Below are 24520 nucleotides of genomic sequence, written 5' to 3' on the forward strand. Positions count from 1 at the left end.
TCGTTAAAGGATGTCGGGCACCTCCGGCCGGCGAGCGCGAGCGAACCCGACCGAGGCTTCACGCCACGTTACCAGTGGTCACCGGGCCGACGGACGGCGGCCGCTGACCACCGGATCAGGCCGACGAAATGGGGATAACTCCCTCGGTGCTCCCCAACGGTAAGGTCACGACCACTTGACCACGTGTCGCATTCCCCGTACCGTCACGCTCCGTAGCGATCGACGGGAGAACCCCGAGCAGCACTGGGAGTGTCCGAATGCCCTCTGAATACGCCAAGTCTCTGGGCGCACGCCTGCGCTCCATCCGCCAGCAGCAGGGCCTCTCCCTGCAGGGTGTGGAGGAGAAGTCGAACGGGCGGTGGAAGGCCGTGGTGGTCGGCTCGTACGAGCGTGGCGACCGGGCCGTGACGGTGTCCCGTCTGGCCGAGCTGGCCGAGTTCTACCGTGTCCCCGTCTCGGAACTGCTGCCGGACGGCAGCGGGGTCCGGCACGAGCCCACCAGCAAGATCGTTCTGGACCTGGAGCGGCTCTACGACGAGGCCTCCGAGGACTTGGCCTACGTCGCCCGCTACGCCCGCGCCATCCAGCAGCAGCGTGGTGACTACAACGGCCGGGTGCTCTCCATCCGCGCCGACGATCTGCGGGCGCTCGCGATCGTCTACGACGCCTCACCGTCGGGTCTGATCGAGCGGCTCACCGAGCACGGCGTGCTGGTGGCCGACCCCCGGGCGTTCTTCGCCTCCTGAGCAGTCGCTGCACCGAAAGAAGGGCCCGTGCCGGATGGCACGGGCCCTTCTCGTCGTGCGGGGTACGCGGCCGCTCAGCGGGTGGCGTACTCGGCGATGCGGCCGAGCACGCCGTTGAGGAACCGCGGCGAATCGTCGGTGGACATCTGCCGGGCCAACTCGACGGCCTCGCTGATCGCCACCGCGTCGTCGATCTCGTCGACGTAGAGCAACTCGTAGACGGCGATCCGGGCCAGGTTGCGGTCGACCACCGGCATCCGCTCCAACGTCCAACCCTCGGCGTAGCTGGCGATCAGCTCGTCGATGCGGTTGAGGTGCTCGGCGACCCCCTCGATCAGGCCCACCGCGTAACCCAGGTGCTCCGGGCGGGGCTGTTCGATGCGCTGGAGGTAGCCGGCCAGGACCTCGACGGGCGGCCGATCCCGCAGGTCGGCCTCGTAGAGGACGTCCAGCGCCCGCTTGCGCGCCTTGCGGCGCGCCGGCATCTGCTGCTTGGGACCCTCAGCCATCAGGCGCGGCCGAGGTAACGGCCGTCGCGGGTGTCGACCTTGATCTTCTCACCGGTGGTGATGAACAGCGGAACCGGAACGGTGGCGCCGGTCTCCACGGTCGCCGGCTTGGTGCCGCCGGTCGAACGGTCGCCCTGCAGGCCGGGCTCGGTGTAGGTGACCTCCAGCACGACGCTGGTGGGCAGCTCGATGTAGAGCGGCACACCCTCGTGCTGGGCGACGGTCGCCTCCGCCTCGGGCAGCAGGTAGTTGGCTGCCTCGCCGACGGTGCCGCCGGGCACGGTGATCTGGTCGAAGGTCTCCAGATCCATGAAGACGAAGTCTTCCCCGTCGGCGTACAAATACTGCATCGTGCGCTTGTCCACGGTCGCGGTTTCGACCTTGGTGCCCGCGTTGAAGGTCTTGTCGACCACCTTCCCGGACAGCACGTTCTTCAGCGTGGTGCGCACAAACGCGCCACCCTTACCGGGCTTGACGTGCTGGAACTCGACGACGGCCCAGAGCTCGCCGTCCAGGTTGAGTACCAGGCCGTTTTTGAGGTCGTTGGTGGAGGCCATTTCCTGCCTTGATCATCAATTGGCGGACAGACCCTAGGAGTCTACTAGCTGCGTCGAATCGCTCAGTCCCCGCTCGGGACGACCCCTGCGCGGGTGGCCAGATGGTGCAGGGCGAGACGGTAGCCGTCGATGCCGAGACCGCAGATCACCCCGGTCGCCACCGCCGAGACCACCGAGTGGTGCCGGAACTCCTCGCGGGCGTGGATGTTGGAGAGGTGCACCTCCACCAGCGGCCCGCGCAGCATGGCGCAGGCGTCGCGCACCGCGTACGAGTAGTGCGACCAGGCGGCCGGGTTGAGCACCACTGCGGCGCCCTCGTCGGCGGCGGCGTGCAGCCAGCCGAGCAGCTCGTGCTCGGCGTCGGTCTGCCGGACCGTCACGTCGAGCCCCAGGTCCCGGCCGGTTGCCTCGCAGAGCGTCACCAGGTCGGCATAGCTGGTCGAGCCGTACACGGCGGGCTCCCGGGTGCCGAGGCGGCCCAGGTTCGGCCCGTTCAACACGTACACCTTCACGGGGTGGCCACCTCGCGGTAGGCGGCCTCCAGCAGCGCGTCGTCCGGGCCCTCCAGCATCGCCGGGCGGGCCAGCGCGTCCAGCACCACGAACCGCAGCCGGCTGCCCCGGGCCTTCTTGTCCACCCGCATCACGGCCAGCAGCCGCTCCCAGGCGTCGGCCGGGTAGCTCACCGGCAGACCGAGCGCGGTCAGGGTACGCCGGTGCCGATCGGCGGTCGACGCGTCCAGCCGGCCGGCGAGCCGGGCCAGCGTGGCCGCGTACACCAGGCCCACGGCCACGGCGTGGCCGTGCCGCCAGCGGTAACCCTCGACCTGCTCGATGGCGTGGGCCAGGGTGTGGCCGTAGTTGAGCACCTCCCGCAGGCCCGACTCGCGCAGGTCGCCGGCGACCACGTCCGCCTTGACCCGGATGGCCCGCTCGATCAGCTCCCGGGTCACCGGCCCGCGCGGGTCGGTGGCCGCCGCCGGGTCACGCTCGACGAGATCCAGGATCACCGGGTCGGCGATGAAGCCGCACTTGACCACCTCGGCCAGCCCGGCCGCCAGGTCGACGGCGGGCAGGCTGTCCAGGGTGGCCAGGTCGGCCAGCACGCCGACCGGCGGGTGGAACGCGCCGACCAGGTTCTTGCCGGCGGCGGTGTTGATCCCGGTCTTGCCGCCCACGGCGGCGTCCACCATGCCCAGCAGCGAGGTGGCCACCGGCACCCAGCGCACGCCCCGCAGCCAGCAGGCCGCGACGAAGCCGGCCAGGTCGGTCACCGCGCCGCCGCCGACGCCGACCACCGCGTCGGTACGGGTGAAACCAGCCGCGCCCAGCCGGTCCCAACAGGCGGCCGCCACCTCGATCTGCTTGCCCGACTCGGCGTCGGGCACCTCGATCGGCAGCGGCTCGACGCCGGCCGCGCGCAGCCGTTCGCCGATCGCGTCGGCCAGGGCCTTGAGCGGGGGCGTGTGCAGCACCGCCGCCCGGGTCGCGCCGGGCAGCAGCCCGGGCAGCGCGTCCAGCAGGTCGCGCCCGACCAGCACGTCGTACGGCCGTTCGCCGCCGACCGGAATCCGGGTCACCTCGTCCATCGCCGGCAGCCTAGTCCAGCGGACGGCGTGGCGACCGCGTCTGTCCACCTGCTGGCCGGGCGGCCCAGTCGGCCAGCAGGCGCGCGTGCTCGGCCACGGCGGTACGCAACGCGTCCGGGTGGCGCACGGTGAACGCGCAGCCCAGCCCGGCGAGCAGCGCCGCCATACCGGGAAGGCTCTCCGCCCGGGCCCGCAGCAGCACCCCGTCGCCGCTGGCGGTCAGCTCGGCCACACTGGCCGGGATGCGCCGCCGGGCGGCGACCAGGTCGGTCTCCAGCAGCACCTCGACCTCGTGCCGGTAGGGCACGCCCGCCAGCGACCGGGTCAGCCACGCCACCGCGTCGAAGCCGTCCGGCACCGTGAACGTCGCCGCGCCGGGCGTCACGGCGCCGATCCGGTCCAGTCGGAACGTGCGCACCTCCCCGCGCCGGTGGTCGTGGCCGGTGACGTACCAGCGGCCGGCGTGGAAGACCAGCCCGTACGGGTCGAGGTCGCGATGCGACAGCTCACCGCGCCACGAGCGGTAGTCCAGGCTCACCCGCTGCCGGTGCCGGGCGGCCGCGGCCAGGGCCAGCAGGGTGCCCGACGCCGGTCGCGCCTGGGGCTCGGGCCGCCGCAGGGTGAAGCCGAGGTGCTCCTGCACGGCGGTCAGCCGGTCGGCCAGCGCCGCCGGCAGCACCCGGCGGATCTTCGCCAGGGCGGTCGCCGTGGCCGGCAGCTCGGTGGCCAGCCCGACCCGTTCGGCGACGACCAGGCCGAGCAGCACGGCCACCGCCTCATCGTCGGTGAGCATCAGCGGCGGCAGCTTGAACCCGGGATGCAGCCGGTAGCCGCCGTGCCGGCCCCGGTCGGCGAGCACCGGGATGCCCAGCTCGACCAGGGTGGCCGCGTAGCGGCGCACCGTCCGTTCGTCCACACCGAGCCGGCTGGCGAGCTCGCCGGCCGTCGCCCGGTGCCGGGCCTGGAGCAGCTCGAGCAGGGCCAGCACCCGACCGGCGGGATGAGACACAGGCCACTCCTTCAAACCGGGCGGATCCTGTCCGGTTTCGATCGTACGGTCGGTCGGTAGCCGAGAGAAGGAGTGACAGATGGCGACGTTCGTACTGGTGCCCGGGTTCTGGTTGGGCGCCTGGGCGTGGCGGGAGGTGACCGGTCTGCTGCGCGCGCAGGGCCACGACGTCCACCCGATGACGCTGACCGGGGTGGCCGAGCGCCACCACCTCGCCGGGCCGCAGGTGACCCTGCAGACGCACACCACAGACATCGTCCGGCTGATCGAGGTCGAGGATCTGCGCGACGTGCTGCTGGTCGGGCACTCGGGCGGCGGCATGCCGGTGGCCCAGGCGGCCGACGTCATCCCGGACCGCATCGCCCGGGTGGTCTACGTGGAGAGCGGGCCGCTGCCGGACGGCACGGCGCAGTTCGACACGGTGCCGCCGCCGGAGCAGCAGCGGCTGCGCGCGGCGATCGGCGACGGGCACCTGCTGCCACCGCCGGCCTGGGACCCGGCGGCCGACCCGACCAACCTGGCCGGCCTGGACGAGCCGACGCTGTCCCTCCTGCGCGAGCGCTGCACCGCGCAGCCCCTGCGGACGGCGACCGATCCGGTACGCCGCACGGGTGGCCGCCCGGTGCCGACCGCACTGGTCGCCAGCACCTTCCCGCTGGCGGTGGTGCGGCAGATGATCGACGAGGGGCACCCGTTCTTCACCGGCCTGGCCGACGGCCAGCTGCACGGACTGCCCACCGGGCACTGGCCGATGCTCAGCGAGCCGAAGGCGCTGGCCGACGTCCTCGACCTGGTCGCTCGCACCTGAGCGGAGGCCCGCACCGGGCGGCGAACGCACCGACCGCCGCCCGGAGGGCCGGTTCCCGGCCGGGCCGGCGTCAGCGCGGAAGCAGGGCGGCGATCTCGGCGACGACCGCCGCCGGGGTCCGGCCGTCGGTGATCACCGTCTCGGTGGCCACCTCGGCGTAGAGCGGCCGGCGCTGATCCATCAGGTGCTTGAGGGTGGCGCGCGGATTGATCGCCAGCAGCGGCCGGCCCGCGCCGAGCCCGACCCGCTTCACCGCGTCGGGCAGCTCCACCGAGAGGTGCACGACCCGATGACCCACCAGGGCCGCCCGGGTCTCCTCGGCCAGCACGGCGCCGCCGCCGAGGGCGAGCACACCGGTGCCGGCGGCGAGCGCCGCCGCCACGGCGGCCCGCTCCAGGGCCCGGAAGTGGTCCTCACCCTCGTCGATGAAGATCTCCGGGATGCTCTTGCCGGCCAGCTGCTCGATGTCGGCGTCGGTGTCCCGGAACTCCACGCCGAGGGTGGCGGCGAGCGCCTGCCCCACGGTGGTCTTGCCGCAGCCGGGCGCCCCGACCAGGACCACGACCGGCGCCATCAGCGGATGACCAACGCGTCGAGGTAGCCGGCCAGGTTGCGGCGGATCTCGGCGACCGAGTCACCGCCGAACTTCTCGGTGGCCGCCTCCGCCAGCACGAGCGCCACCATCGCCTCGGCGACGACCGCGGCGGCGGGCACCGCGCAGACGTCGGAGCGCTGGTTGATGGCGGTCGCCGGCTCGCCCGTGACGACATCCACGGTGGCCAGCGCACGGTTCAGCGAGGAGATCGGCTTCATGGCGGCGCGCACCCGCAGCGGCTCGCCGGTGGTGATGCCACCCTCCAGCCCGCCGGCCCGGTCGGTGACGCGGCGGACGCCGGTGGCCGACGGGATGATCTCGTCGTGCGCCTCGGAGCCACGGGAGCGGGCCTGCTGCCACCCGTCGCCGATCTCCACCCCCTTGATCGCCTGGATCGACATCAGCGCCGTGGCCAACCGGGCGTCGAGTTTGCGGTCCCACTGCACGTGACTGCCCAGGCCCGGCGGCACCCCGTACGCCAGCACCTCCACCACGCCGCCGAGGGTGTCGGCGGCCTTCTTCGCGGCGTCCACCTCGGCGACCATCAGGGCGCTGGCCTCCGGGTCGAGGCAGCGCAGCGGGTCGGCGTCGATGCGGTCGGCGTCGGACGGGGTCGGGCGCAGCCCGGGCTTCGCGGCCACCGGCCCCAGCTCGACGACGTGCGAGACGATCTCGATGCCCAGGGCCTGCCGGATCAGCGCCTTGGCGACGGCGCCGACGGCCACCCGGGCGGCGGTCTCCCGGGCGCTGGCGCGCTCCAGGATCGGCCGGGCATCGTGGTGGCCGTACTTCTGCATGCCGGCCAGGTCGGCGTGGCCGGGCCGGGGGCGGGTCAGCGGCGCGTTGCGGGCCTGCCGGGCCAGCTCGTCGGGGTCGACGGGATCGGCGGCCATCACCGTGCGCCACTTCGGCCACTCGGAGTTGCCCACCCGGATCGCCACCGGGCTGCCCAGGGTCACGCCGTGCCGCAGCCCGCCGATCACCTCGACCTCGTCCTGCTCGAACGACATCCGGGCACCACGGCCGTAGCCCAGCCGACGGCGGGCAAGCTCGCCCGCGATCTCGGTGGTGCTCACGTCGATGCCGGCCGGCACCCCCTCCATCAGCGCGACGAGGGCGGGACCGTGCGATTCACCTGCAGTCAGCCAGCGCAACACAGCGGTCAGTCTGTCACGGCGCGCGACGGGCGCGTCGCGCTGCCCGCCTCGTCCCGCCCTGCGGACGGCCGGGACCGTCCGCAGGGCGGCTCCGCGCGACGGATCAGATGCCCCGGCCGCGCTTGTGCAGGGTGCGCAGCACCGCGTCGGCCCGGACCACCCGACCGGCGACCGCGAGCGCCAGGTAGGCGCGCGGCTCGCGGGGATTGCTGCGCAGGGTGCGTCGGGCCCAGCGCAGCGCGCCCCGGCGGTCACCGGAGGCGGCCTGGGCGAACGCGATCTGCCCGGCGACGCGGGCCGCGCCGGCCGGCTGGGTGGCGAACTCCGGGTAGCGCCGCAGCAGCCACTGCAACGCCTCGGAGATGGTGTCCCAGCGCTGCGCGAAATACGAGCGCTTGTGCCAGCGCACCAGCACCGACGGGGTCGGCAGGTTGATCAGCGGCGCGCTGCGGGCGGCCCGCAGCAGAAATTCGTAGTCCTCCGCGTAACTGCCCGGAATCTCCTCGTCGACCAGGCCGAAGCCCTCGCGCAGCGCCGTCGCGCGGATCAGGAAGGTGGACGGGTGCAGCTCGGTCAACCGGTCCCGCAGGAGGTCGTCGAGGGTGATCCGGTCCTTGTCGAGCACCCGGTCGACGGTGTGCCCGTCGTAGCTGACGCGGATGCCGCAGCAGACGAACTCGGCCGCCGGGTCGGCGGCCAGGGCGTCGACCTGGGCGGCCAGCTTGCCCGGCAGCCACTCGTCGTCGTCGTCGCAGAACGCGATCAGCTCACCCTCGGCGGCGAGGGTGCCGCTGTTGCGCGCCCCGGCCAGCCCCGGCGCGCGCCCGTTGCCGATGACCCGCACCGCCCGGTCCGGCCCGGCGAGGGCCGTCAGCGACTCGTCGGGCGTGGACTGGTCGAACACGACGACCGCCTCGATCCGGCCCGGGTACTCCTGGGCGAGGATCGCCGCGAGGGCGGCGCGCAGCAGCTCGGGGCGGTCCCGGGTGGGCACCACGACGCTGACGCTCGGCTGTCCGGTCATCTGGTCTCCTCCGTACCCTGGCCGGGTCGCGGCCCCCTCCGCCAGCGGGGTCGGCGCCGGGCCGACCGGGCCACCAGGTCATCCACGATCTGCCCGACCCGGGCGACGGCCGCGCGCCGGGCCTCGTGCGCCGCCGGGTCGGCGGCCACCGCGTACCGGGACGGGTCGGCCTGCCCGGCGGCGAGCGCGTCGTGCAGCGCCTCCCGGGTCTCGCAGAGCGCCACCAGCCCGGCCGCGCCGAGCCGACGCGCGAAGAGCTGCTGGTGGTCGTCGACGTGCTCACCGCGCGACGGGTCGCGGGGCACCACGATGGGCAGGTGCCCGTGCCGGCGGGCCTCCAGGATCGTCGCCGGGCCGCCGTGACACACCACCAGGTCCGCGTCGGCCATCGCCTGTTGCAGGGCGTCGTGACCGAGGAAGGGCACCGCGCCCGGCAGGGGCGGCGCCGTGGTGTGGCCGTGCTGCAGGGTCAACCCGACCGGGCCGGACTGCGCGTGCCACTGCGTCAACCAGTCCACGAGCCGGTCGAAGGGGTGCTTGTCGGTGCCGACCGCGACGAGCAGCCGGGTCTGCTCGACGTCGGTGGTGTCGCGCTGGCGCGGCAGCCGGGACGGGTCGGCGACGGTGTCGCGGCGGGCCGTGCCCGTCTCCCCGCTCACAGCAGGGTCCCGACGACGGTGGCCTCCGGGTACTGCCGGCGCTGCTCGTCCCACTGCACGAGCATCGCGGACAGGAACGGCCGGCAGAGCCGGGCGGTCAGCGTCGGGGTGTCGATCCGGTCGTACACCTCGATGTAGACGGTCGGGATGCGACGCAGGCGGGCCAGCACCACGAACGGCACGGCCACCCCGGCGCCGGTGGTGACCACGGCGGCGACCCGCCGGCCCCGCAGCACCCGCCAGGCCAGTCGCGCGTTGCGCAGCAGGTTCGGCACGTTGCGGGTGGTCGGGTGGTGCGCCGGCACCAGATCCTCACCGGCCAGCAGTGACACCGCCTCCGGGGTGTCGAAGGTGACCCAGCAGCGCCGCCACCGTTCGTACCAGGGCCGCAGGGCAAGTAGTTGGGCCAGGTGGCCGCCGCTGGATCCCACCAGCAGCAGCACCGGCGGCTCGTCGTCGTTGTTCGTGTCCACGCGACTCCCCACAAGTCAGCTTGGAATTCCGATTCACGCCAGGCAGAAGCAGATCACAGGTTTTCTGGTCGTTGAATAGCGCGACCGGGCGAGGCGACGATCTCCACTCGGCGTCGTCAGCGCCGCTGTCGGCCCCGCAGCCCATCGATCGTCATCACGACCTGCCATTATGTCGTCACTCTGCGACGCGCACCCGGCGTCGCGTTGTCTCCAGTTCAGTCGCTATGTCGTTTCTCGATGACGTCCAACAGTGCGGGATGCAGCGCGCCGTTCCACCCGGCGCCGGCGTCCGCCAACCGCCACGTCCGCAGCCACATCTCCAGCAGGTACGCGTCGGCCACCAGCCGGCACTGCGCCGGGCCCAGGCCGAGCCGCGCACCATGCCGGCCCAGCTGCCCGTCCACCGCCACGGCGGCCACCGCGGCCGGTTCGGCGCGCAGCACCAGCGACCGCTGGAAGGCGTCGTGCGCCAGGTCGAAGCCGACCGGCACGTCCGGACCACTGTGCTCCCAGTCCCAGGCCACCAGCCGGCCGTCGTACGTGCCCAGGTTCCAGGGCACCCAGTCGCCGTGCCAGTGGCCGAACTCGACGGCCGTGTCGCCGTGCCGGCGGGCCAGCGCGGCGACCGCGGCGACCGCCCGCGCCCCGGCTGGCCCGGCCGCGGCGGCCCGCTCGGCCTGGGCGGCCAACCGGGTCAGGAACGTCGAGGACGCCAGCGGTCGCGGTGCTCCGGCCGGGGCCCCGCGGCGGGCGACCGCGAGCAACGCCGCGATCCGTGGCGGGTCGTCGGCCGGCACGCCGCGTACGTCCGGTGGCAGCGGTTCGATCACCGCGACCGCCTGGCCGGCCCACGCCGTCTCGGTGAGCAGCCCCGGCGGCACCGGATGGTCGACGACGCCGGTCACCGCGCGCAACGCCCGCAGCGCGCTGGCCTCGGCGGTGACCAGCGCCCGGGTGGCGTCGTTCCAGCCGATCTTCGCGTAGCCGCGCGGACGACCGTCGACGGTGAACAGTTGCAGGGTGGGCTTGACGTTCGGGTCCGGTGGACGGACACCGCACGCGGCCAGCAGCGGCGTACCGCCCAGCGCGGCGGCGAGCCGCTCGGTCAGCAGCAGCTCGGTCACGGGCGCCCCCACCGGCACCGAGACGGTCAACGTCGGAAACGGCGCCAGACCCGCCCCGCCGAACCGGGCCAGCCCACCGAGCGCGGCCCGCAGCGCCCGCACCTTCGGCGGCCGCAACGCGTTGTACGCCAGCAACGACGCCGCGCCGGCCCGGGGTGCGCCCAGCGGCACGAGGAACCGCGCCCGGGCCACCGACGGCACCACCGCGTACCGGGCCACCGCCCGATGCCCGGCCGGCAGCGCGCCACCCACCGTCAGGCCGACCCGGTCGTCCGGGAACACCGCGCGGCTCACCCAGCCCAGCCCGTCCACCCGGGACCGGGGATCGGTGGCCGGGGTGACCCCGGTCGTCACGCCGCCCGGTCCGCCCAGTCGAGGTCCAACCCGAGCCGCTCGCGCAGCGCGTCGTTGTACGGGCGGTAGTAGTCGGTCAGCTCGGCGCGGACCGCCGGCTCCAGCGGCGCGGAGCGCCGGTCGTTGTAGACCTTGAAGTTCGGCAGGTCGTACGGGGGCAGCCCGAGGAAGTCGAGGGTGCGCCGGTACGTGGCGCGGGAGTCGCGGTACAGGTCCTCGCTGGGCAGGAAGAGGATCTGCTCGGAGTCGAAGCGTTCCAGCCACGGTTCCAGGTGCTCCAGGTAACGCCCCCGGGCCCGGTACGTGTACCAGTCGTACGCCTCGCTGAACGCCTCCGGCTCGGCGATCAGCCGCTCCCGCTCCCCCGCTGTGCGCTCCGGCTCGGCGGCCAGCGCGGCGGCGAAGTCCAGCGGCTCGATGCCGTGGGTGCGGCGCTCCTTCCAGTGCGAGTACGCCCGCTCGACCGGGTCGCGCAGCAGCACGATCAGCTTCACCGTCGGCAGCAGAGCGGCGACCCGCTGCGCGGCGAGCGGGTGGAACATGTAGAGCGGGGCGGCCTCGCCGACCCGGACCGGCCCGCCGTGCCGCTTCGCGAGGGCCTCGCGCTGCCGCTCGGTCGGGAAGTGCGAGCGGTACCACGCCTCGCCCCGGCCCCAGTGCTCCTCGAAGTAGTGCGCCGACTTGGTGTTCCAGGCGGGAAAGAGCCGGGGCACCAGGGGGTGCTGGATGAGGTAGTTCCACAGGGAGGTGGTGCCGCCCCGCTTGGTGCCGATGATCAGGAAGTCCGGCAGGGGTCGCCGGTCACTGGTGCGGACCCCGTAGTCGACCAGGGACTCTTTCACCCGGGTGGTCACCTGGGTCGGCACCAGCTGCTTGACCCGGTCACGGATGGACGCCACGATGGCCCTCACCTGCCTCTCGTCGATTCCGGGCCGACCCCGGCGGCCGTGGCCGCGTCGTCGGATCCACGGATCTGCCTCATGGTCACCCGGATGCCGGCGCGCACCCGGGGCAACGTCAACAAGCCGACGCAACCGGCCAGCAGCACGCCCAGCGACACCGCCAGGCCCGGCAGGCCGCGGCCCCCGGCCAGCACGCCGATCCCCGCCGCGAGGCCCACACCGCCGAGGGTGGCCGCCGCCGCGCGCAGCGTCGCGGCGTCGACCAGCGGCTCGGCGACCACCGCGCGGGCGAACGCGGCGGCGGTGAGGTTCTCGGTGGCGATGCCGGCGGCCCAGGCGAGCGCCGCGCCCGTCGCGCCGTGCCCGGGGATCAGCCAGAGCCCGAGCGAGACGGTCACGGTGAGCCCGGCCAGCGTGGACACCAGGTGCAGCCCGCTGCGCCCGCCCATCAGCAGCAGGCTCTGCACGTTGCCCACGCCGGTGTTCACCAGCATCGCCAGCGCGAGCACCGTCATCGCCGGCACGCCGGCGGTGAACTCCGGGCCGAACAGTTGCAGGAACGCGAGCGCGAACACCGCGAGCAGCAGGTACACCGGCCAGGACAGCACCAGCCCCCAGGTGGTCAACTGCCGGTGCACGGCCGCCGCGGCGGCCCGCTCACCACGCCCCAGCAGCCGGGACAGCTGCGGTGACACCGCCACCCGCAACCCCTGCATGGCGAGCTGGCCGGCCAGCACGTACCGGCCGACCGCGCCGAACACGCCCGCGTCGGCCGGCCCGGCCAGCACCGACGTCAGCAGCACCCCCACCCACATGCTGCCCGCGTCGATGGCCGCCGAGGCGGCCCGGGGCAGCGCGAAACGCCAGAACGTCGACCAGTCGGCCCGGCCCGGTCGCAGCGCCGCGCCCCGGCCCAGGCCGAGCGGGCCGGCCACCAGGGTGAGACAGGCCAGCAGCGCCAGCGCCGCCGGCACCAGCCAGCCGGTCATCCCGGCGAGCAGGCCGCCGCCGGCCAGCGCGGCCGCGCCGACCAGCGCCGGGCGGGCCACCGGCAGCAGCAGGAACTGCACGCCGACGTACGCGCGGATGGGTCGTACGCAGCGCAGCGCGGCCAGCAGCAGGGTCATCGCCACCACCACCGGCACGGCGGCGAAGGTGAGCGTCAGCAACGCGTCCCCGCCGTCGCCCGAGCCCCGCAGCAGTCGGGGGGCGAGCGCGTCAGCGCTCAGCGCTCCGACGCCGGCGACCACGAGCCCGGCCAGCAGCGGGGGGATCAGCGCCACCGGAAGCACCCGGGCCGCGTCCCCCCGGACTCCGAGACGACGCCGGGGCAGCGCCCACATCAGACCGGTCTCCGCGCCCAGCGTGCAGACCGCGGTGGCCACGGTGACCACGCCGATGGCGGCGAAGAACGCGCCCGCGCCGGCCGTCCCGTACCCCCGGGTGATCACCACGGCCAGCACGAAGCCGAACAGTCCGCTGGTGGCGGCGCCGAGCAGCCCGGCCACGCCGCTGCGGGCGCTGCGGCGCGTCTCCGCCGCGCCGATGTCGACCGTGCCGGCGGCGCCCGCGCCCGAGCGGTGCGGGCCGTCGGGGCCGGCGCCGGCCGGTGGCCGGGTGGCGGCGGTCATGCCGGCACCGCCGTACCCGGCGGGCGTTGCCGCTGCGCGCTCGCCAGCCGTTCCCGTTCGGCGAGCGCCATGGCGAAGGCGACCGCGAAGAACGCGACCGACAGGTTCTGGTTGGCCATGCCGTAGAACGGGACCTGCACGAGGCAGACCACCGGCACCACCGCCAGCCACTGCCCGGCCGCCGAGGTCGCCCGCGCGCAGATCACCGCGGCGGCGACGAACCAGGCCAGAAAACACACCAGCGCCGGTACGCCGTGGCTGAACAACACCATCCACAGCTGCCCCTGGGTGCCGATCGGCGCGGCCGCGGAGACCGTGTCCACGTTCACCGGAGCGCCGTAGCCCAGCCACGGCGAATCCTGCACACGGCGGATCACCTCCGTGTAGAGCGACAGGCGGTCCGTGTTGGTGTCACTGGAATCGACCCGCTGGCTGATCAGGTCGGTGATCGGGATGACCAGGGTGGCCAGCGCGCCGATCACGACCACGCCGACGATGGACGCGGCGACCCGGACGTTGCCGCGCATGCTGGCCCGCACCCCGAGCACCGCGAGCCCGGCGCCCAGGCTGAGGAACATCGCCCGATTCAGCGTGAGGAACGCCGGCGCCAGCGACAGCGGCAGGGACGCCAGCAGCATCCAGCGCAGCAGACCCCGACGGCGCAGCATGGTGTACGCCACCACACAGGGCAGGGTCATGGCGTACGCGCTGCCGTAGTTGTTGGTGTACGAGAACGGCGCGGCCGGCCGGTAGATCGGGTTGAGCGAGCGCTCGCTGTACTCCGCGGTGGTCAGGTGCACCATGTCCTGGATGAACGGGGTACGAGCCACGCCGGCGGGCAGCAGCACCTCCATCGGGGTGGTCATCGCCAGCCGGGGCACCAGCACCCCGAGCCAGCCCAGCACCACCAGAGCGAACCAGAACGCGCAGAGCGGGGTGAGCACCGCCACCAGGTCGGCGCGTTCCCGAGCGGCGGCGTAGACGTAGACCCCGACCACCAGCGCGGTCAGGTAGAAGGCCAACCGCAGGGCGAACGTCAGCAGCGAGGCCGGCGAGGACAGTTGGGTGGCGCTGACGACCACGATGGCCAGGAACAGCAGCCAGCTGCCGGCGGCCGGCGGCAGCGGCACCCGACCCCGGGTGAGCAGCAATGCGAGCAGCAGCGCGCCCAGCAGCGGCCAGCCCAGGTAGAAGGCCCCGAGCGACCACCAGAGCGGCACCAGCCCGAACATCAGCGCCAGCGGCCAGAGCGGCAGCCGGGCGGGGGGCGGAGGCGGTGGCGCCGGCCCGAGGGGGGCGGCGGCGTCGCCGGGTGGCGGCTCGGTCGCCGGGGCGCGGGTGAGCGACACCGGTCAGACCCGGCCGTTGCGGGTGAGCACGAAGCCCAGCGGGGTGACCCCGGCGGCGCGTAGCCGCTCGACGAGCCGCCGCAGGTCACTCTGCCGGGTGCGGTCCCGCTCGATGACCACCACGGCGCTGCCCTGGCGGGCCACCGCCACGCCACGCTCGTCGGACTCCGCAGGTGGGGCGTTGAACAGCACCAGCCCGTGGTCCGCGCCCTGCCGCCAGGTGCCGAAGCGGACGCTGCCCACCCCCACGGTCACCTCGTCCGCCGACGTCGGCCGGCCGTTCTCGGCGTGGCCGGACGTCACCCGGGGCAGGGTCAGCGTGGCGTCCGGGTCGGTGGACGGACGGGCGCCGGGCGGGTGCGGGGAGGGCCGCCGAGGCGCCGGGCTCTCCGCGGTGGCGCCGGCCGGGCTCGGAGCGCCGGCCGGGCGGGGCTTGGGCACCAGCGGCCGGGACGGGTCGACGGGCAGCCGCCCGCGGTCGGCGAGGACGGCGGCGCGCAGGCGCTCCACGCGCCCGCTGTCGTCGGCGACGAAGACCTCCCGGCCGTCGGCGGCGAGCGCCACGGCCAGCCCGGCGGTGAGGGCCGTGGCGTCTTCCCGGGCGGTGACCAGCGCGACCCGGGCCGGTTGGCGGACCCGCTCGGCGACCGCCATCGCCACGTAGCGGATGTCCGCGTCGACGGCCCGGGGGCTGCCCCGAAACGCCGGCCGACGCACCGTGCCGAGCAGCGGCAGGCCGCTGGCGTCCCGACCGTCGTTGACCGAGCGGACCCGCCGGTCGGTCGACTCCCAGGCGTACGCCAGCACGACGCCGATCAGCGCGCCGCCGAGCAGGCCGGCGACCAGGTAGAGCGGCCGGTGCCCGGCGGAGGTGGCCAGTGCCCGCTCGGCGGTCTGGGTGACCCAGCCGGGGTTGACGTCGACCGCGGCGATCTCGGTACGGGCGGCGTTGAGCTGGGTGAGCTGGTTGTTGATGCCGGACAGTTCGGCCAGCGCGGCGTCGCCGGCGGCGGTGCCCTTGGCGCTGCTCACCCGCTTCTGGACGGCGACCTGCTGGGCCGCGACCTTGGTGATGCTGGCGTCGTAGGAGCGCAGCATCTCGGCGCGCTGCTGCTCGTACATGGTGCGCCGCACGTCGAGGTACGCCTGCGCGGCGAGGTTGGCCCCCTGCACCGCCCGCTGCGCGTCGGGCGCCTGGTAGCTGAAGCGCAGGATCTGCCCGCCGGTGGGGACCTCGACCTCGAGGGCGTTGCGGATCTCGCGCGGGTCGCCGCCGGCGGCGTCGGCGAGACGTTGGACCACCTGGGTGCCGGTGGCGAGACCGCTCTCCACGTTCATGTTGACGGCGCGGTCGGCACCCGCACCGCTGGGGGTGAAGGCGTCGGTGACCACCGGGCGGACCGCCACCACCGCGCTCGCGGTCACCGCCGCCGGCACGAGCAGCACGTAGCCGAGGGCGGCGAGCAGGCCGACCAGGGCCACCGCGACCACCAGCCGCAGCCGGTGCATCGGCACCCGCAGCAGGTCGGTGAGCGTGACGGTACGGGCGGTGCCGGCGGACGGGCCGTCCGTCGGCCAGGAGGCGGGCGTCGTGTCAGTCATGGAACTTCTTCACCGTCTGTTGAGGATTGCCGACGACGACGACGCCCGGTGGCACGTCCGCGCGCACCACCGTCGCGGCGCCCACGACGCTGTTCCGGCCGACCCGGACCCCCTTGAGGACCAGTGCGTGCGCGCCGATCCACACGTTGTCCTCGAGGACGATCGGGGCGCGCGTGGCCGGGCCGGGCGGGGCGTGCCGCTGCTCGGGCGGCAGGTTGTGGAAGTCGTTGTCGAGGAGTTCGCAGTCGGACAGGAGGCACCGGTCTCCCACCGTCACCGACGTCCAGGTGCCGATCCAGGTGGCGTTCAGCAGACAGTCGGCGCCGATGCGCACCTCGCCGGGGCCGGCGAAGCGGACCAGTTTGTTGAGGCGGCTCCGGTCGCCGATGCTGACCCGTACGCCCCGGCGCAGCCGGATCCGACCTCGGATCTCCACGTCCCGGCCGAGCGTGAGCCGGCGGTAGCGCAGCCTGTACCACGCGCGTTTGAGCGCGAAGACCAGGTGCACGGCGCGTTTCGCGCGGATGCCAGCGGCGCCGACCAACGACCCCTCCCCCACATCGTGGGGTCGGCGGCGGTGGTCCCGCCGCCGACCCAACGCGAACAATCTACCGATGCTCCGTTACCAACGGTTGACCGTTACTGCACGGAGAAGAACATCGAGGGGGTAGACCAGGACAACTCGGGCGCCGCTGTGGCGATGACCGTCGCCGTGGCGCCGTTGACCACGGCGGTCGGCGCGGCCGTCGGGTCGAACGGCACGCTGCGCAGCGTGCCGTCGGTGGCACCGTAGACGATCCGACCGCCGACCCAGGCCATGCCGCGCACAGCCGACCAGGTGACACCGGTGGTGGGCAGCGCGAACTCGGTGGCGCCCAGATAGTTGCCGTCGATCTCGAAGTAGCGGTAGTAGAGGTTGTTGGTGCCGGTCCGGGTGTAGTAGAGCCGGCCGTCGAGGTAGAAGGCCCCGGTCAGCAGCGCCGGGTTGAACCAGTCGTTGTATCCGGACGCCTCCCACGGCGACCCGATCGCGCCGCCATTGAACAGCGAGACGTCGATCCGGCTGCCGGTGGGCGTACCCGCGACGGTGTGCGCCCAGTAGATCCGGTCGTCGACCCGCCAGGTCGCGCCGGCCGCGGTGTAGGCGGGCTGGCTGACCACGGTCGAGGTGCCCAGCGCGGCGCCGTCGAACGGCACCTTGGTCACGGCGCCCGGGGCGGTGGCCAGGTAGAGGTTGCCGGTGGTCGCCGACGGCGGGTTCTTCGCGGTGAACGTACGCCCGCCGGCGAGCGGGAACATGCCGAGCCGTCCGTGGTACTCCTCGCCCATGCCATCGGAGTTGTGCCCGAAGTAGAGGCCGTCCGAGCCGCGCCAGAGCACCGGCACCGCGGAACCCCAGGCGGTGGTGCCGGCGGGCATCGAGGCGCTGCCGCTGCGGCGCGGGTTCCAGTTCACCGGCAGGCCGGTGGCCGGGGTGACCGCGCCGATGCCGAGCCGGTCGATCGCGCCGTTGCCGGCGGCGTCGTTGGCGTTCGGGTTGTTCAGCCACCGGAAGTGCCCGCCGAGGTAGATGACGTTGTCGGCCACCTCGACCGAGGTGATGGTGTCGTTGCCGGTGAAGTCGACCCAGGTGGCGAGCTGGCCGGCGCCCCGGGCGGGGGTCTCGAAACGGACCAGGGCGTCGCAGTAGGCGGTCGGCCAACCGCCGCCGCCGTTGGAGCCGACCACGAACCAGCTGCCGTCCTCGCCGAACCGCACGTCCTGCACGTAGTGCACGAACGTCGTCGGGGCCGCGCACGGCGGCACGTACTTCTCGGTGCTCCAGTCCAGCACCGTCGGGGTGCCGGTGAGGTCGACAAGCGCGATCTGGTTACGCGGCAGGTCGTTGACGAGCGTGAAGTTGCCGCCCAGCACCAGGGTGCCGCCGTCCGGCGTGACGTCGATCGTCCACACGTACGACGTGGTGCCGTGCCGCCCGACGGTGGCGTCGACGGCGAACGTCGGGTCGATCGCGCCGGTCGTCGCGTTGAGCCGGCCGAGACCGGCGTGCGCGGTGCCGTTGAGCCAGTTGAACGCGCCGGCCACGTAGAGCGAGTTGCCCGACAGGACCAGGTCGCGGACGGTGCCACCGTCGGAGCGCCCGACCCAGCTGTCGATGATCGCGCCGGTCGCGGGGTTCAGCGCGACCAGGTTCTTGCGGGAGACACCGTTGACGTTCTTGAAGGCGCCGCCGACGATCAGCGTCCCGCCGGGGCCGGCGAGCAACGTGTTGACCGCGCCGTCGAGCACCGGCAGGAAGCTCGTGGACATGGTGCCGGTGGTCCGGTCGTACGCGAAGAGGTAGCGCTGCGTGATCCACGCGGAGCTGGCGGTCTGTCGCAGCTGGGTGAAGCTGCCGCCGACGAAGACGGTGTTGCCGACCTGCGCGAAGGCGCGGGTCTCGCCGTCGCGGGCGTGCGGGGTCGTGTCGCTGGGATTCGCGGACACCAGGGTCGCGGTCCCGGGGACCGGCACCACCGCCGCCGAGGACACCGAGGGCACGCTGAGCACCGCGGCGACGACCGCCAGAGCGACCACCCCCGCCCGAGTACGACGTCGTACTGACAAACGCCACAAGTGCGAGAGTTTGGGCACGCTGCGCCTCCAAGATGGATGAGAACCCGAGGTAGCGTGCCTCGCCCAGCCTGGTAGGCGCATCCGCCGATTGGGCGGTGCCTGAATCTGCTAGCCGACAGAACGCCGGAGGATCAGTTGGCTGACCCTCGATGAACGGCGTGCGTCGTCACGGTGTCGTCATCTCGTCAGCGGCTACCTCCGGTGGGCTGGCGCAGGTACGCGTCCTTGCCGGCCTGGGTGAAGCCGGCCACCGCGGAGGCATCGTGGTTCATCGTCATGTCACAGGTCGCCGTGCGGCTGGTCATGCCCGGCGAGTTGAAGTAGATGGCAGCCTTGATCTTCGGGTGGGCCTTCAGGGCCGCCGGGAACTCCTGGAACCAGCGCTGCTTGGCCCCCGGGTCCTTGGCGTCGAAGTTCGTGCCGAACTCGGCGAGCATCCGCGGCTTGCCGGCCCCGATGCCGTTCTCGTCGAGCCAGCGGTAGAAGCCGTCCACTGTGGTGCTCGGGCTCTTCCACACGGTGCTGCCGTTGCAGACGTGGAAGTTGTACGGGTCGTAGGCCACCCAGTCGACATACCGGTCGCCGGGGTAGAGGCCGGCGTACCGGGAGTAGTGCCCGGACCAGCCCATCATCGTCCAGACCCAGACGGCGTTGTCCGCGCCCGCCTTGGCGAACCGCTCGTACACGTACTTCCAGGCCCGGACGAAGTCGGCGTCGCTGCCCTTGCCCGGCTCGTCCTCCGGCTCGTGGTCGAAGCCCAGGAACACCGGCACCTTGGCGTCGCGGATGCGACCGGCGACCGCGTCGATGGTGGCGTCCTGCCGGCCACTGTAGATCTCGGACCACTTCAACGTCGTGCCGGCGGAGAAGTCGCGGGACTCCCAGGCGAAGAACATCAGCCGCCCCTCGCGCATCTGCTGGGTCTCGTACGCGTCGGGGAAGGCGCCGTTGCTGCCGGCGTTGGAGAAGTCGTGGTAGCGGTGCACGATGTCGAACTTGCGCCCGACCTGCGCCTCGACGTCGGTGATCGCCTTGCCGTGGTCCCAGCCGCTGCCCGCGTTGGCCGGTGAGTACATCCCCCACCAGGCGCCGCAGGACGGCACGAGCGTGTCGGACACCTGGCCGCACTTGCCGGACGGGAGGGTGGGGCTCTGGGTCGGGGTCGGCGTACGAGTCGGCGCGACCGTCGGCGTGGGCCGGGGCGCGGCGGTCGTCGGCGCGACCGTCGGCGAGGGCGGCGGCGCCGGTCGGGTGGTCGGCGCCGACGTCGGCCCGCTGCCGAGGTCGTAGCTGATCACCAGGCTGGGTCGCAGCTCCGGGTTGCGGTTCTCGACCGACGCCCAGTAGACGCGGGTCTCCAGACCGGTCTGGGCGAGCGACACCGTCCAGGTGCCGTTGCCGGTGACCAGCTTGGAGACGTCCCACTCGTTGACGCCCTTGGCCACGCCGGCGACGGTGTCCAGCGCGGGGCTCGCCGTCGCTGGGGCCGGGCGCGTCTCGCGGGCGCTCAACGGCGAGGCGTGCGCGGTCACCGTGGCGGCGAACTGCTGCCAGGCGTGCATGCGCAGGGTCGCCCGGACGTTGACGGCGGCGGCCGGCACTGTGGTGACGACGAACTCGACCACCGCCTCGCGGCCACCGCGCGGGTTGCCGTCGCAGCGCGCCGGGCAGGTCGCCAGGGTCGTCTTGGTGGCGTTGTCGCCGTCCTGCGTCACCATCGTCGCGGTGGTGTCCGCAACCGCGCGGATCGACAGGTCGTCGCTGGCCAGCAGCGGCATCATGGTCGCCACGATGCCGGCCACCACCGCACCGCCGACCACGCCGACGGCGATCGCCTTGCGCCGGGGACCGTTACGGAGCCGGGTGATGCGGTGCAGTCCATGCCTGGTCAAGGAGAACTCCCTGTGTCTGCTGCGGTAACCGTGAGCAGCGTATCGACGACCAGGGCATGTCGTGGGCAGGACAGTTTCCCGTAAGCGCGTCTTAACCGTCAGCTAAGGAAGTCGCTCCGGCGGGCCGCCATCAGCGCCTCCCGCATCGCCTCGACCGGCGCGGCAACGCCGGTGAACTGCTCGAACTGGCCGACGGCCTGCGCCAGCAACAGGTCCAATCCGGACACCACCCGCAGGCCGGCAGCGCGGGCGGACGCCGCCATCGGTGTCGGCCACGGGTCGTAGAGCGCGTCGAAACACACCGCAGCCGGCCGCCACGTCACCGCGTCGGCGAGCGGGTCGGCGACCCCCTTCGGGACGGTGGAGACGACCACGTCGGCGGCGGCGAGGTGCCGGGGCGCGTCGGCCCAGGCACCACCCGCCAACGCCACGTCGAGGGCGTCGGCCACCGGGCGAAGCTCGTCGACCGCCTCGACCCGGCGGGCCACCACAGTCACCGAGGAGCACGCCAGCCGTGCGGCGGCGGCGAGCGCGGCGCGGGCCGTTCCCCCCGCGCCGAGGACGGTCAGGGTGGCGCCGGGCGCCACCCCGGCCCCGGTGAGCACATCGACCATGCCGCCGACGTCGGTGTTGTCCGCGTACCAGGAGCCGTCCGGACGGCGTACCAACGTGTTGGCCGCGCCGACCGCGACGGCGACCGGCGACGCGGCGTCGGCCACGGCGAGCGCCGCCTCCTTGCCCGGCATGGTCACCGACAGCCCGGCCCACTCGGGGCCCAGGCCGGCGACCAGGGCCGGCAGCTCCGCGGCCGCGCACTCGACCCGGGTGTACGACCACCCGGCCAGCCCGGCGGCGGCGTAGCCGGCGGTGTGGATCACCGGCGACAGGGAGTGCGCGATGGGTTTGCCCAGCACCGCGGCCCGACGGGCCACCACGGTCCGCGTCATGTCCGCCCCCCGTACACGTCGCCTCGACCCTACCCACCGCACCGACCACCGCACCACCCGTCGCCGACCGCGCCCACGGTGTTCGCTTGACGTTCCATCGACGTCGGTGAAAGCATTCGGCGCAGGACGATCGATCGGAAACAGGGGGGACCATGAACAAACGGATTCTGCGCGTCCTCATCGCGATTGCCGCGGCCTTCAGCCTTTCGTTGATGGCCGCCGCACCCGCGCGTGCGGACAGCGCGGCGGGCAGCTGGTCGGACAACCACGAGCTGTGCGCGTCCAGCTCGTGCGTGCGCGCCGGCAACATTGTGCGCCTCTGGCAGGCCATCATCTGGGCCGACGACCTCAGCGGCACCGTCGGCACCAGCTTCATCGACGGCGAGTACGGCTCCAACACCGCCGCCAAGACCAGGACCTGGCAGGACGTGATGAACATCGGCATCGACGGGTCGGTCGGGCCGCAGACCTGGGGCAAGGCGTACGGCGCGGTCAACCGCAACACCGGCTACGACACGAGCACCCAGACCGGGTACTTCTACTACGGCTACAACCGCACGTTCGCGCTGCGCAAGCAGAACAGCAACGGGGTGTGGACGTTCCTGAACCCGCGCACCGGCTCATGGACCGGCACCAGCCACTGACAATGACGTAAATCGTCTCTCATCAGGGCCAGCGTGAAGGCTCCCTTTCCAAGCCGACACATTATCGGTCACCATTGGAAAGGGAGCCTTCGCACTGTTGCGGGCGGCGCGGGACGGCTGCCGGTACCGTGTCCGCCGTTATCTGAGCCACCGGCCGGACCGCTACCCGTCAACCGGCTTCGGCCGGTTTCTCACCTGGTCAGGGGAGCGTAGCCACCGACGAGCAGTTGCCGATACCGGTGCGGCAGATCCGGTAGGAGTAGCCCGACCGCGCGAAGGCCGCCCAACCTTCCGACGAGGTGCAGATCGAGTTGCCCTTCCACGACCACGAGCTGCTACCCGGGGCGCGCTCCTGCCAACGGGCGCAGTGCCCATCGGTCAGCGGGTCCCGGGCGTAGAGGTCCCAGTCACCATTCTTGATGTAGACGGCCCGACCTGCGGCACCGGTGGTGCTCCTGGTGACCTCAGCGGCCTGTGCCGGCACTGCCGCGAAGGCAAGCAGCACCATAGCCGTCGAGGCGACCGCTCCAGCTCGCGCCGTCCATCTCTTCGTGGTCACAACCATTCCCCCCGTTCTCAAGACTGTCGATACGGACAGCGGCAGTTTAAGAGGCAGAGGAGAAGTACGCTGCCCCGCCAGCGCGGCGTGACGGTGAACCCGAGATGGGAACGGGCGGCATCAGATCACCCCAGCCTCCTTGGCCTTGGCCTCGTTACGCTTCTGCTCCTCGTACGTCTCGGCGAAAGCGGAATGCCCCTGCTTGTCGATCGCCACGAAGTAGAGCCACTTGCCCACCGGCGGGTCCATCGCACCCTCCAGCGCCGGTTTACCGGGGTTGTTGATGGGAGTCGGAATCAGGCCCCTCAGCTTGCGGCTGTACGGGCTCGTGGTGTCGAGCAGTTCCGACTGATTCATCTCGGCCGATGTCTTGGTCGGCTTACCGGTCAACTCCAACCAGTAGTTGACCGTGACGTCCATCTCCAGGCAGTTGCAGTTGAACTCGCCGTACACCCGGTTGTAGGCCACCCGCGCGACCTTGCCCAGGTCGTCCTTGTTGCCGGCCTCGGCCTGGGCCAGCGACGCCACGATCAACGCCTCGTACGGGCTGACGCCACCCCGCTCCTTCTGCACCCGGTCGGCGAACTTCATCTCGCCGGTCACGGAGAGGAAGTTGTCCACCATCAGCTTGAGGATGCTCTCGGCCGTGGCCTTGGGCGGGATCTCGTACGTGTCCGGGTAGAGGAAGCCCTCGATGGACTTGACGACCTTCTTGCCGTCGTCGCGCTTGAACCACCAGTCCGGGACGCCGAGCGCCTCCGGGTCCTTCGCGGCGGCCTCGAACTCCTTGACCGGGATCTTGGTCTTGTCGGAGAGCAGCTTGTAGATGTTCTTGCTGGTGCGGCCCTCGGGGATGGTCAGCCCGTTGACGATCTTGTTCTTCAGGTCGAGCATGGCCGTCACGGCACTCGCGCCGCTCATCTGCTTGCGCAGCTTGTACGTGCCCGGCTGGATGTTCTTGCTGCGCGAGTTGGCCTCGGCGGCCTCGATGAACGCCTTCTGGCTCTTCACCACGTCCGCCGCGACCAGGGCGTCGGCCATGTCGGCCAGCAACGCGCCGTTCTTGATCTCGACGGTGATCTCACCGGACCCGGCACCGTCGTAGTCGGGGGTGACGAAGTAGTTCTGGATCCGGTCGAACCCGTAGAACGCGCCGCCACCGATGCCGCCCAACAGGAGCAGGGCCATCAGCAGCGCCAGGAAGGTCTTGCCCCGGCCACCACCAGAACCGCCCTTGCGCTTACGGAAGCTGCGCCGGTGCCGGCCCTTCTCACCCCGCTCCGGCTCGTCAAACCCAAGATCCAGATCGTCGATCATTACGTCCGCCTCCGCTGCGCGTCCAGCCAGCTCTGCAGGATCTCCACCGCGGCCGCCTGGTCGACAACCGCACGTTGACGTTTACCTCGGACGCCACGTTCGGCAAGCCTACGAGAAGCGACCACGGTCGACATCCTCTCGTCGGTAAGCGTTACCGGTACGGGCGCTATCACATCGACCAATCGGTCAGCGTACGCCTTCACTCCGACCGCCGCGGGACCGTGTTTGCCGGCCAGGTTGACCGGAAGGCCGACGACAACCTCGACCGCTTGATGTTCGGCCACCAGGGCCGCGAGCTGGGCAAGGTCGCTCGGCACCGCGTCCGGCGCGGCGGTGAGATCGCGGGCGAGGGTGACCAGCGGCGTGGCCAGCACCCCGTCCGGATCCGAGCGGGACACCCCGACGCGCACCTGACCGACGTCCACGCCAATACGAACGCCCCGTGTGAAGCCGCTCAC

At 72.6% G+C, this 24520-nt stretch carries 25 protein-coding genes; 3 read left to right on the forward strand and 22 right to left on the reverse strand.

From position 1 onward, the window contains the following. Positions 1–257: 257 nt before the first annotated feature. On the forward strand, positions 258–746 hold the full coding sequence (locus ACFYPR_RS16675; RefSeq protein ID WP_007458348.1) for a transcriptional regulator: 489 nt from the start codon (positions 258–260) through the stop codon (positions 744–746). Between the two features lie 74 nt (positions 747–820). Here ACFYPR_RS16675 and nusB read toward each other — a convergent pair whose 3' ends face one another. From nusB to ACFYPR_RS16700, 5 genes are all read right to left on the reverse strand, one after another. Then, on the reverse strand, positions 821–1231 hold the full coding sequence (gene nusB, locus ACFYPR_RS16680) for a transcription antitermination factor NusB (RefSeq protein ID WP_193376622.1): 411 nt from the start codon (positions 1229–1231) through the stop codon (positions 821–823). A 23-nt stretch (positions 1232–1254) separates the two neighbouring features. After that, entirely contained in the window at positions 1255–1812 is a 558-nt protein-coding gene (gene efp / locus ACFYPR_RS16685; protein ID WP_007458344.1) for an elongation factor P, read from the reverse strand. A 62-nt stretch (positions 1813–1874) separates the two neighbouring features. Then, the gene (gene aroQ / locus ACFYPR_RS16690) at positions 1875–2324 is read right to left on the reverse strand and encodes a type II 3-dehydroquinate dehydratase (protein WP_387260709.1); all 450 of its coding nucleotides are present in this window, start codon (positions 2322–2324) and stop codon (positions 1875–1877) included. Next, positions 2321–3400 (reverse strand): 3-dehydroquinate synthase, encoded by a 1080-nt coding sequence (aroB, locus tag ACFYPR_RS16695; RefSeq protein WP_354863182.1) that lies wholly within the window; start codon positions 3398–3400, stop codon positions 2321–2323. The genes aroQ and aroB overlap by 4 nt, the downstream gene beginning before the upstream one ends. 10 nt (positions 3401–3410) lie before the next feature. Then, a complete protein-coding gene (locus ACFYPR_RS16700; protein WP_387260712.1) occupies positions 3411–4409 on the reverse strand; it encodes a helix-turn-helix transcriptional regulator in 999 nt (332 codons plus the stop codon). A 79-nt stretch (positions 4410–4488) separates the two neighbouring features. Here ACFYPR_RS16700 and ACFYPR_RS16705 point away from each other — a divergent pair, with 79 nt between their 5' ends. Beyond that, positions 4489–5217, forward strand: coding sequence for an alpha/beta fold hydrolase (locus ACFYPR_RS16705; RefSeq protein ID WP_387260714.1), 729 nt, complete (start codon positions 4489–4491; stop codon positions 5215–5217). A 70-nt stretch (positions 5218–5287) separates the two neighbouring features. Here the strand turns inward: ACFYPR_RS16705 and ACFYPR_RS16710 are convergent, their stop codons facing one another. From ACFYPR_RS16710 to ACFYPR_RS16775, 14 genes are all read right to left on the reverse strand, one after another. Further along, entirely contained in the window at positions 5288–5791 is a 504-nt protein-coding gene (locus tag ACFYPR_RS16710; protein WP_354863179.1) for a shikimate kinase, read from the reverse strand. Beyond that, entirely contained in the window at positions 5791–6969 is a 1179-nt protein-coding gene (gene aroC, locus ACFYPR_RS16715; protein ID WP_387260717.1) for a chorismate synthase, read from the reverse strand. Before aroC ends, ACFYPR_RS16710 begins: the two co-directional genes overlap by 1 nt. A 103-nt stretch (positions 6970–7072) precedes the next feature. Then, positions 7073–7993: a glycosyltransferase family 2 protein gene (locus tag ACFYPR_RS16720; RefSeq protein ID WP_355067086.1), complete on the reverse strand. Its 921-nt coding sequence runs from the start codon at positions 7991–7993 to the stop codon at positions 7073–7075. After that, on the reverse strand, positions 7990–8652 hold the full coding sequence (locus ACFYPR_RS16725) for a glycosyltransferase (RefSeq protein ID WP_354863193.1): 663 nt from the start codon (positions 8650–8652) through the stop codon (positions 7990–7992). The genes ACFYPR_RS16720 and ACFYPR_RS16725 overlap by 4 nt, the downstream gene beginning before the upstream one ends. After that, on the reverse strand, positions 8649–9125 hold the full coding sequence (locus ACFYPR_RS16730; protein WP_354863194.1) for a UDP-N-acetylglucosamine--LPS N-acetylglucosamine transferase: 477 nt from the start codon (positions 9123–9125) through the stop codon (positions 8649–8651). The genes ACFYPR_RS16725 and ACFYPR_RS16730 overlap by 4 nt, the downstream gene beginning before the upstream one ends. A 215-nt stretch (positions 9126–9340) precedes the next feature. Beyond that, complete coding sequence (locus ACFYPR_RS16735; protein ID WP_387182232.1) at positions 9341–10603, reverse strand: hypothetical protein; 1263 nt, start codon at positions 10601–10603, stop codon at positions 9341–9343. Continuing rightward, the gene (locus tag ACFYPR_RS16740; RefSeq protein ID WP_355067124.1) at positions 10600–11502 is read right to left on the reverse strand and encodes a sulfotransferase domain-containing protein; all 903 of its coding nucleotides are present in this window, start codon (positions 11500–11502) and stop codon (positions 10600–10602) included. The genes ACFYPR_RS16735 and ACFYPR_RS16740 overlap by 4 nt, the downstream gene beginning before the upstream one ends. A gap of 8 nt (positions 11503–11510) precedes the next feature. After that, entirely contained in the window at positions 11511–13136 is a 1626-nt protein-coding gene (locus tag ACFYPR_RS16745; protein WP_387260719.1) for a lipopolysaccharide biosynthesis protein, read from the reverse strand. Continuing rightward, entirely contained in the window at positions 13133–14485 is a 1353-nt protein-coding gene (locus tag ACFYPR_RS16750; RefSeq protein WP_387260721.1) for an O-antigen ligase family protein, read from the reverse strand. The genes ACFYPR_RS16745 and ACFYPR_RS16750 overlap by 4 nt, the downstream gene beginning before the upstream one ends. Positions 14486–14488: 3 nt before the next feature. Further along, positions 14489–16087, reverse strand: a complete 1599-nt coding sequence (locus ACFYPR_RS16755; protein WP_355067082.1) for a lipopolysaccharide biosynthesis protein — start codon at positions 16085–16087, stop codon at positions 14489–14491. Next, positions 16080–16631, reverse strand: coding sequence for an acyltransferase (locus ACFYPR_RS16760; RefSeq protein WP_354862968.1), 552 nt, complete (start codon positions 16629–16631; stop codon positions 16080–16082). Before ACFYPR_RS16760 ends, ACFYPR_RS16755 begins: the two co-directional genes overlap by 8 nt. 95 nt (positions 16632–16726) lie before the next feature. Beyond that, positions 16727–18694, reverse strand: a complete 1968-nt coding sequence (locus tag ACFYPR_RS16765; protein WP_387261231.1) for a hypothetical protein — start codon at positions 18692–18694, stop codon at positions 16727–16729. A gap of 194 nt (positions 18695–18888) precedes the next feature. Further along, on the reverse strand, positions 18889–20595 hold the full coding sequence (locus tag ACFYPR_RS16770; RefSeq protein WP_387260723.1) for a glycosyl hydrolase: 1707 nt from the start codon (positions 20593–20595) through the stop codon (positions 18889–18891). 98 nt (positions 20596–20693) lie between these two features. Further along, positions 20694–21542, reverse strand: a complete 849-nt coding sequence (locus ACFYPR_RS16775) for a shikimate dehydrogenase (protein ID WP_387260726.1) — start codon at positions 21540–21542, stop codon at positions 20694–20696. 152 nt (positions 21543–21694) lie between these two features. Between ACFYPR_RS16775 and ACFYPR_RS16780 the strand changes: the two genes are divergently transcribed. Then, a complete protein-coding gene (locus ACFYPR_RS16780; protein WP_354862950.1) occupies positions 21695–22186 on the forward strand; it encodes a peptidoglycan-binding domain-containing protein in 492 nt (163 codons plus the stop codon). Between the two features lie 199 nt (positions 22187–22385). On the opposite strand, the gene ACFYPR_RS16785 is transcribed toward ACFYPR_RS16780, so the two are convergent. The 3 genes from ACFYPR_RS16785 to ruvX form a co-directional block, all read right to left on the reverse strand. Then, on the reverse strand, positions 22386–22694 hold the full coding sequence (locus ACFYPR_RS16785) for a hypothetical protein (protein WP_354862949.1): 309 nt from the start codon (positions 22692–22694) through the stop codon (positions 22386–22388). A gap of 171 nt (positions 22695–22865) precedes the next feature. Beyond that, complete coding sequence (gene mltG / locus ACFYPR_RS16790) at positions 22866–24062, reverse strand: endolytic transglycosylase MltG (RefSeq protein WP_354862947.1); 1197 nt, start codon at positions 24060–24062, stop codon at positions 22866–22868. Then, a complete protein-coding gene (ruvX, locus tag ACFYPR_RS16795) occupies positions 24062–24520 on the reverse strand; it encodes a Holliday junction resolvase RuvX (protein ID WP_354862946.1) in 459 nt (152 codons plus the stop codon). The genes mltG and ruvX overlap by 1 nt, the downstream gene beginning before the upstream one ends.

This window comes from Micromonospora sp. NPDC005254 (assembly GCF_042872525.1).
Classification (GTDB): Bacteria; Actinomycetota; Actinomycetes; order Mycobacteriales; family Micromonosporaceae; genus Micromonospora.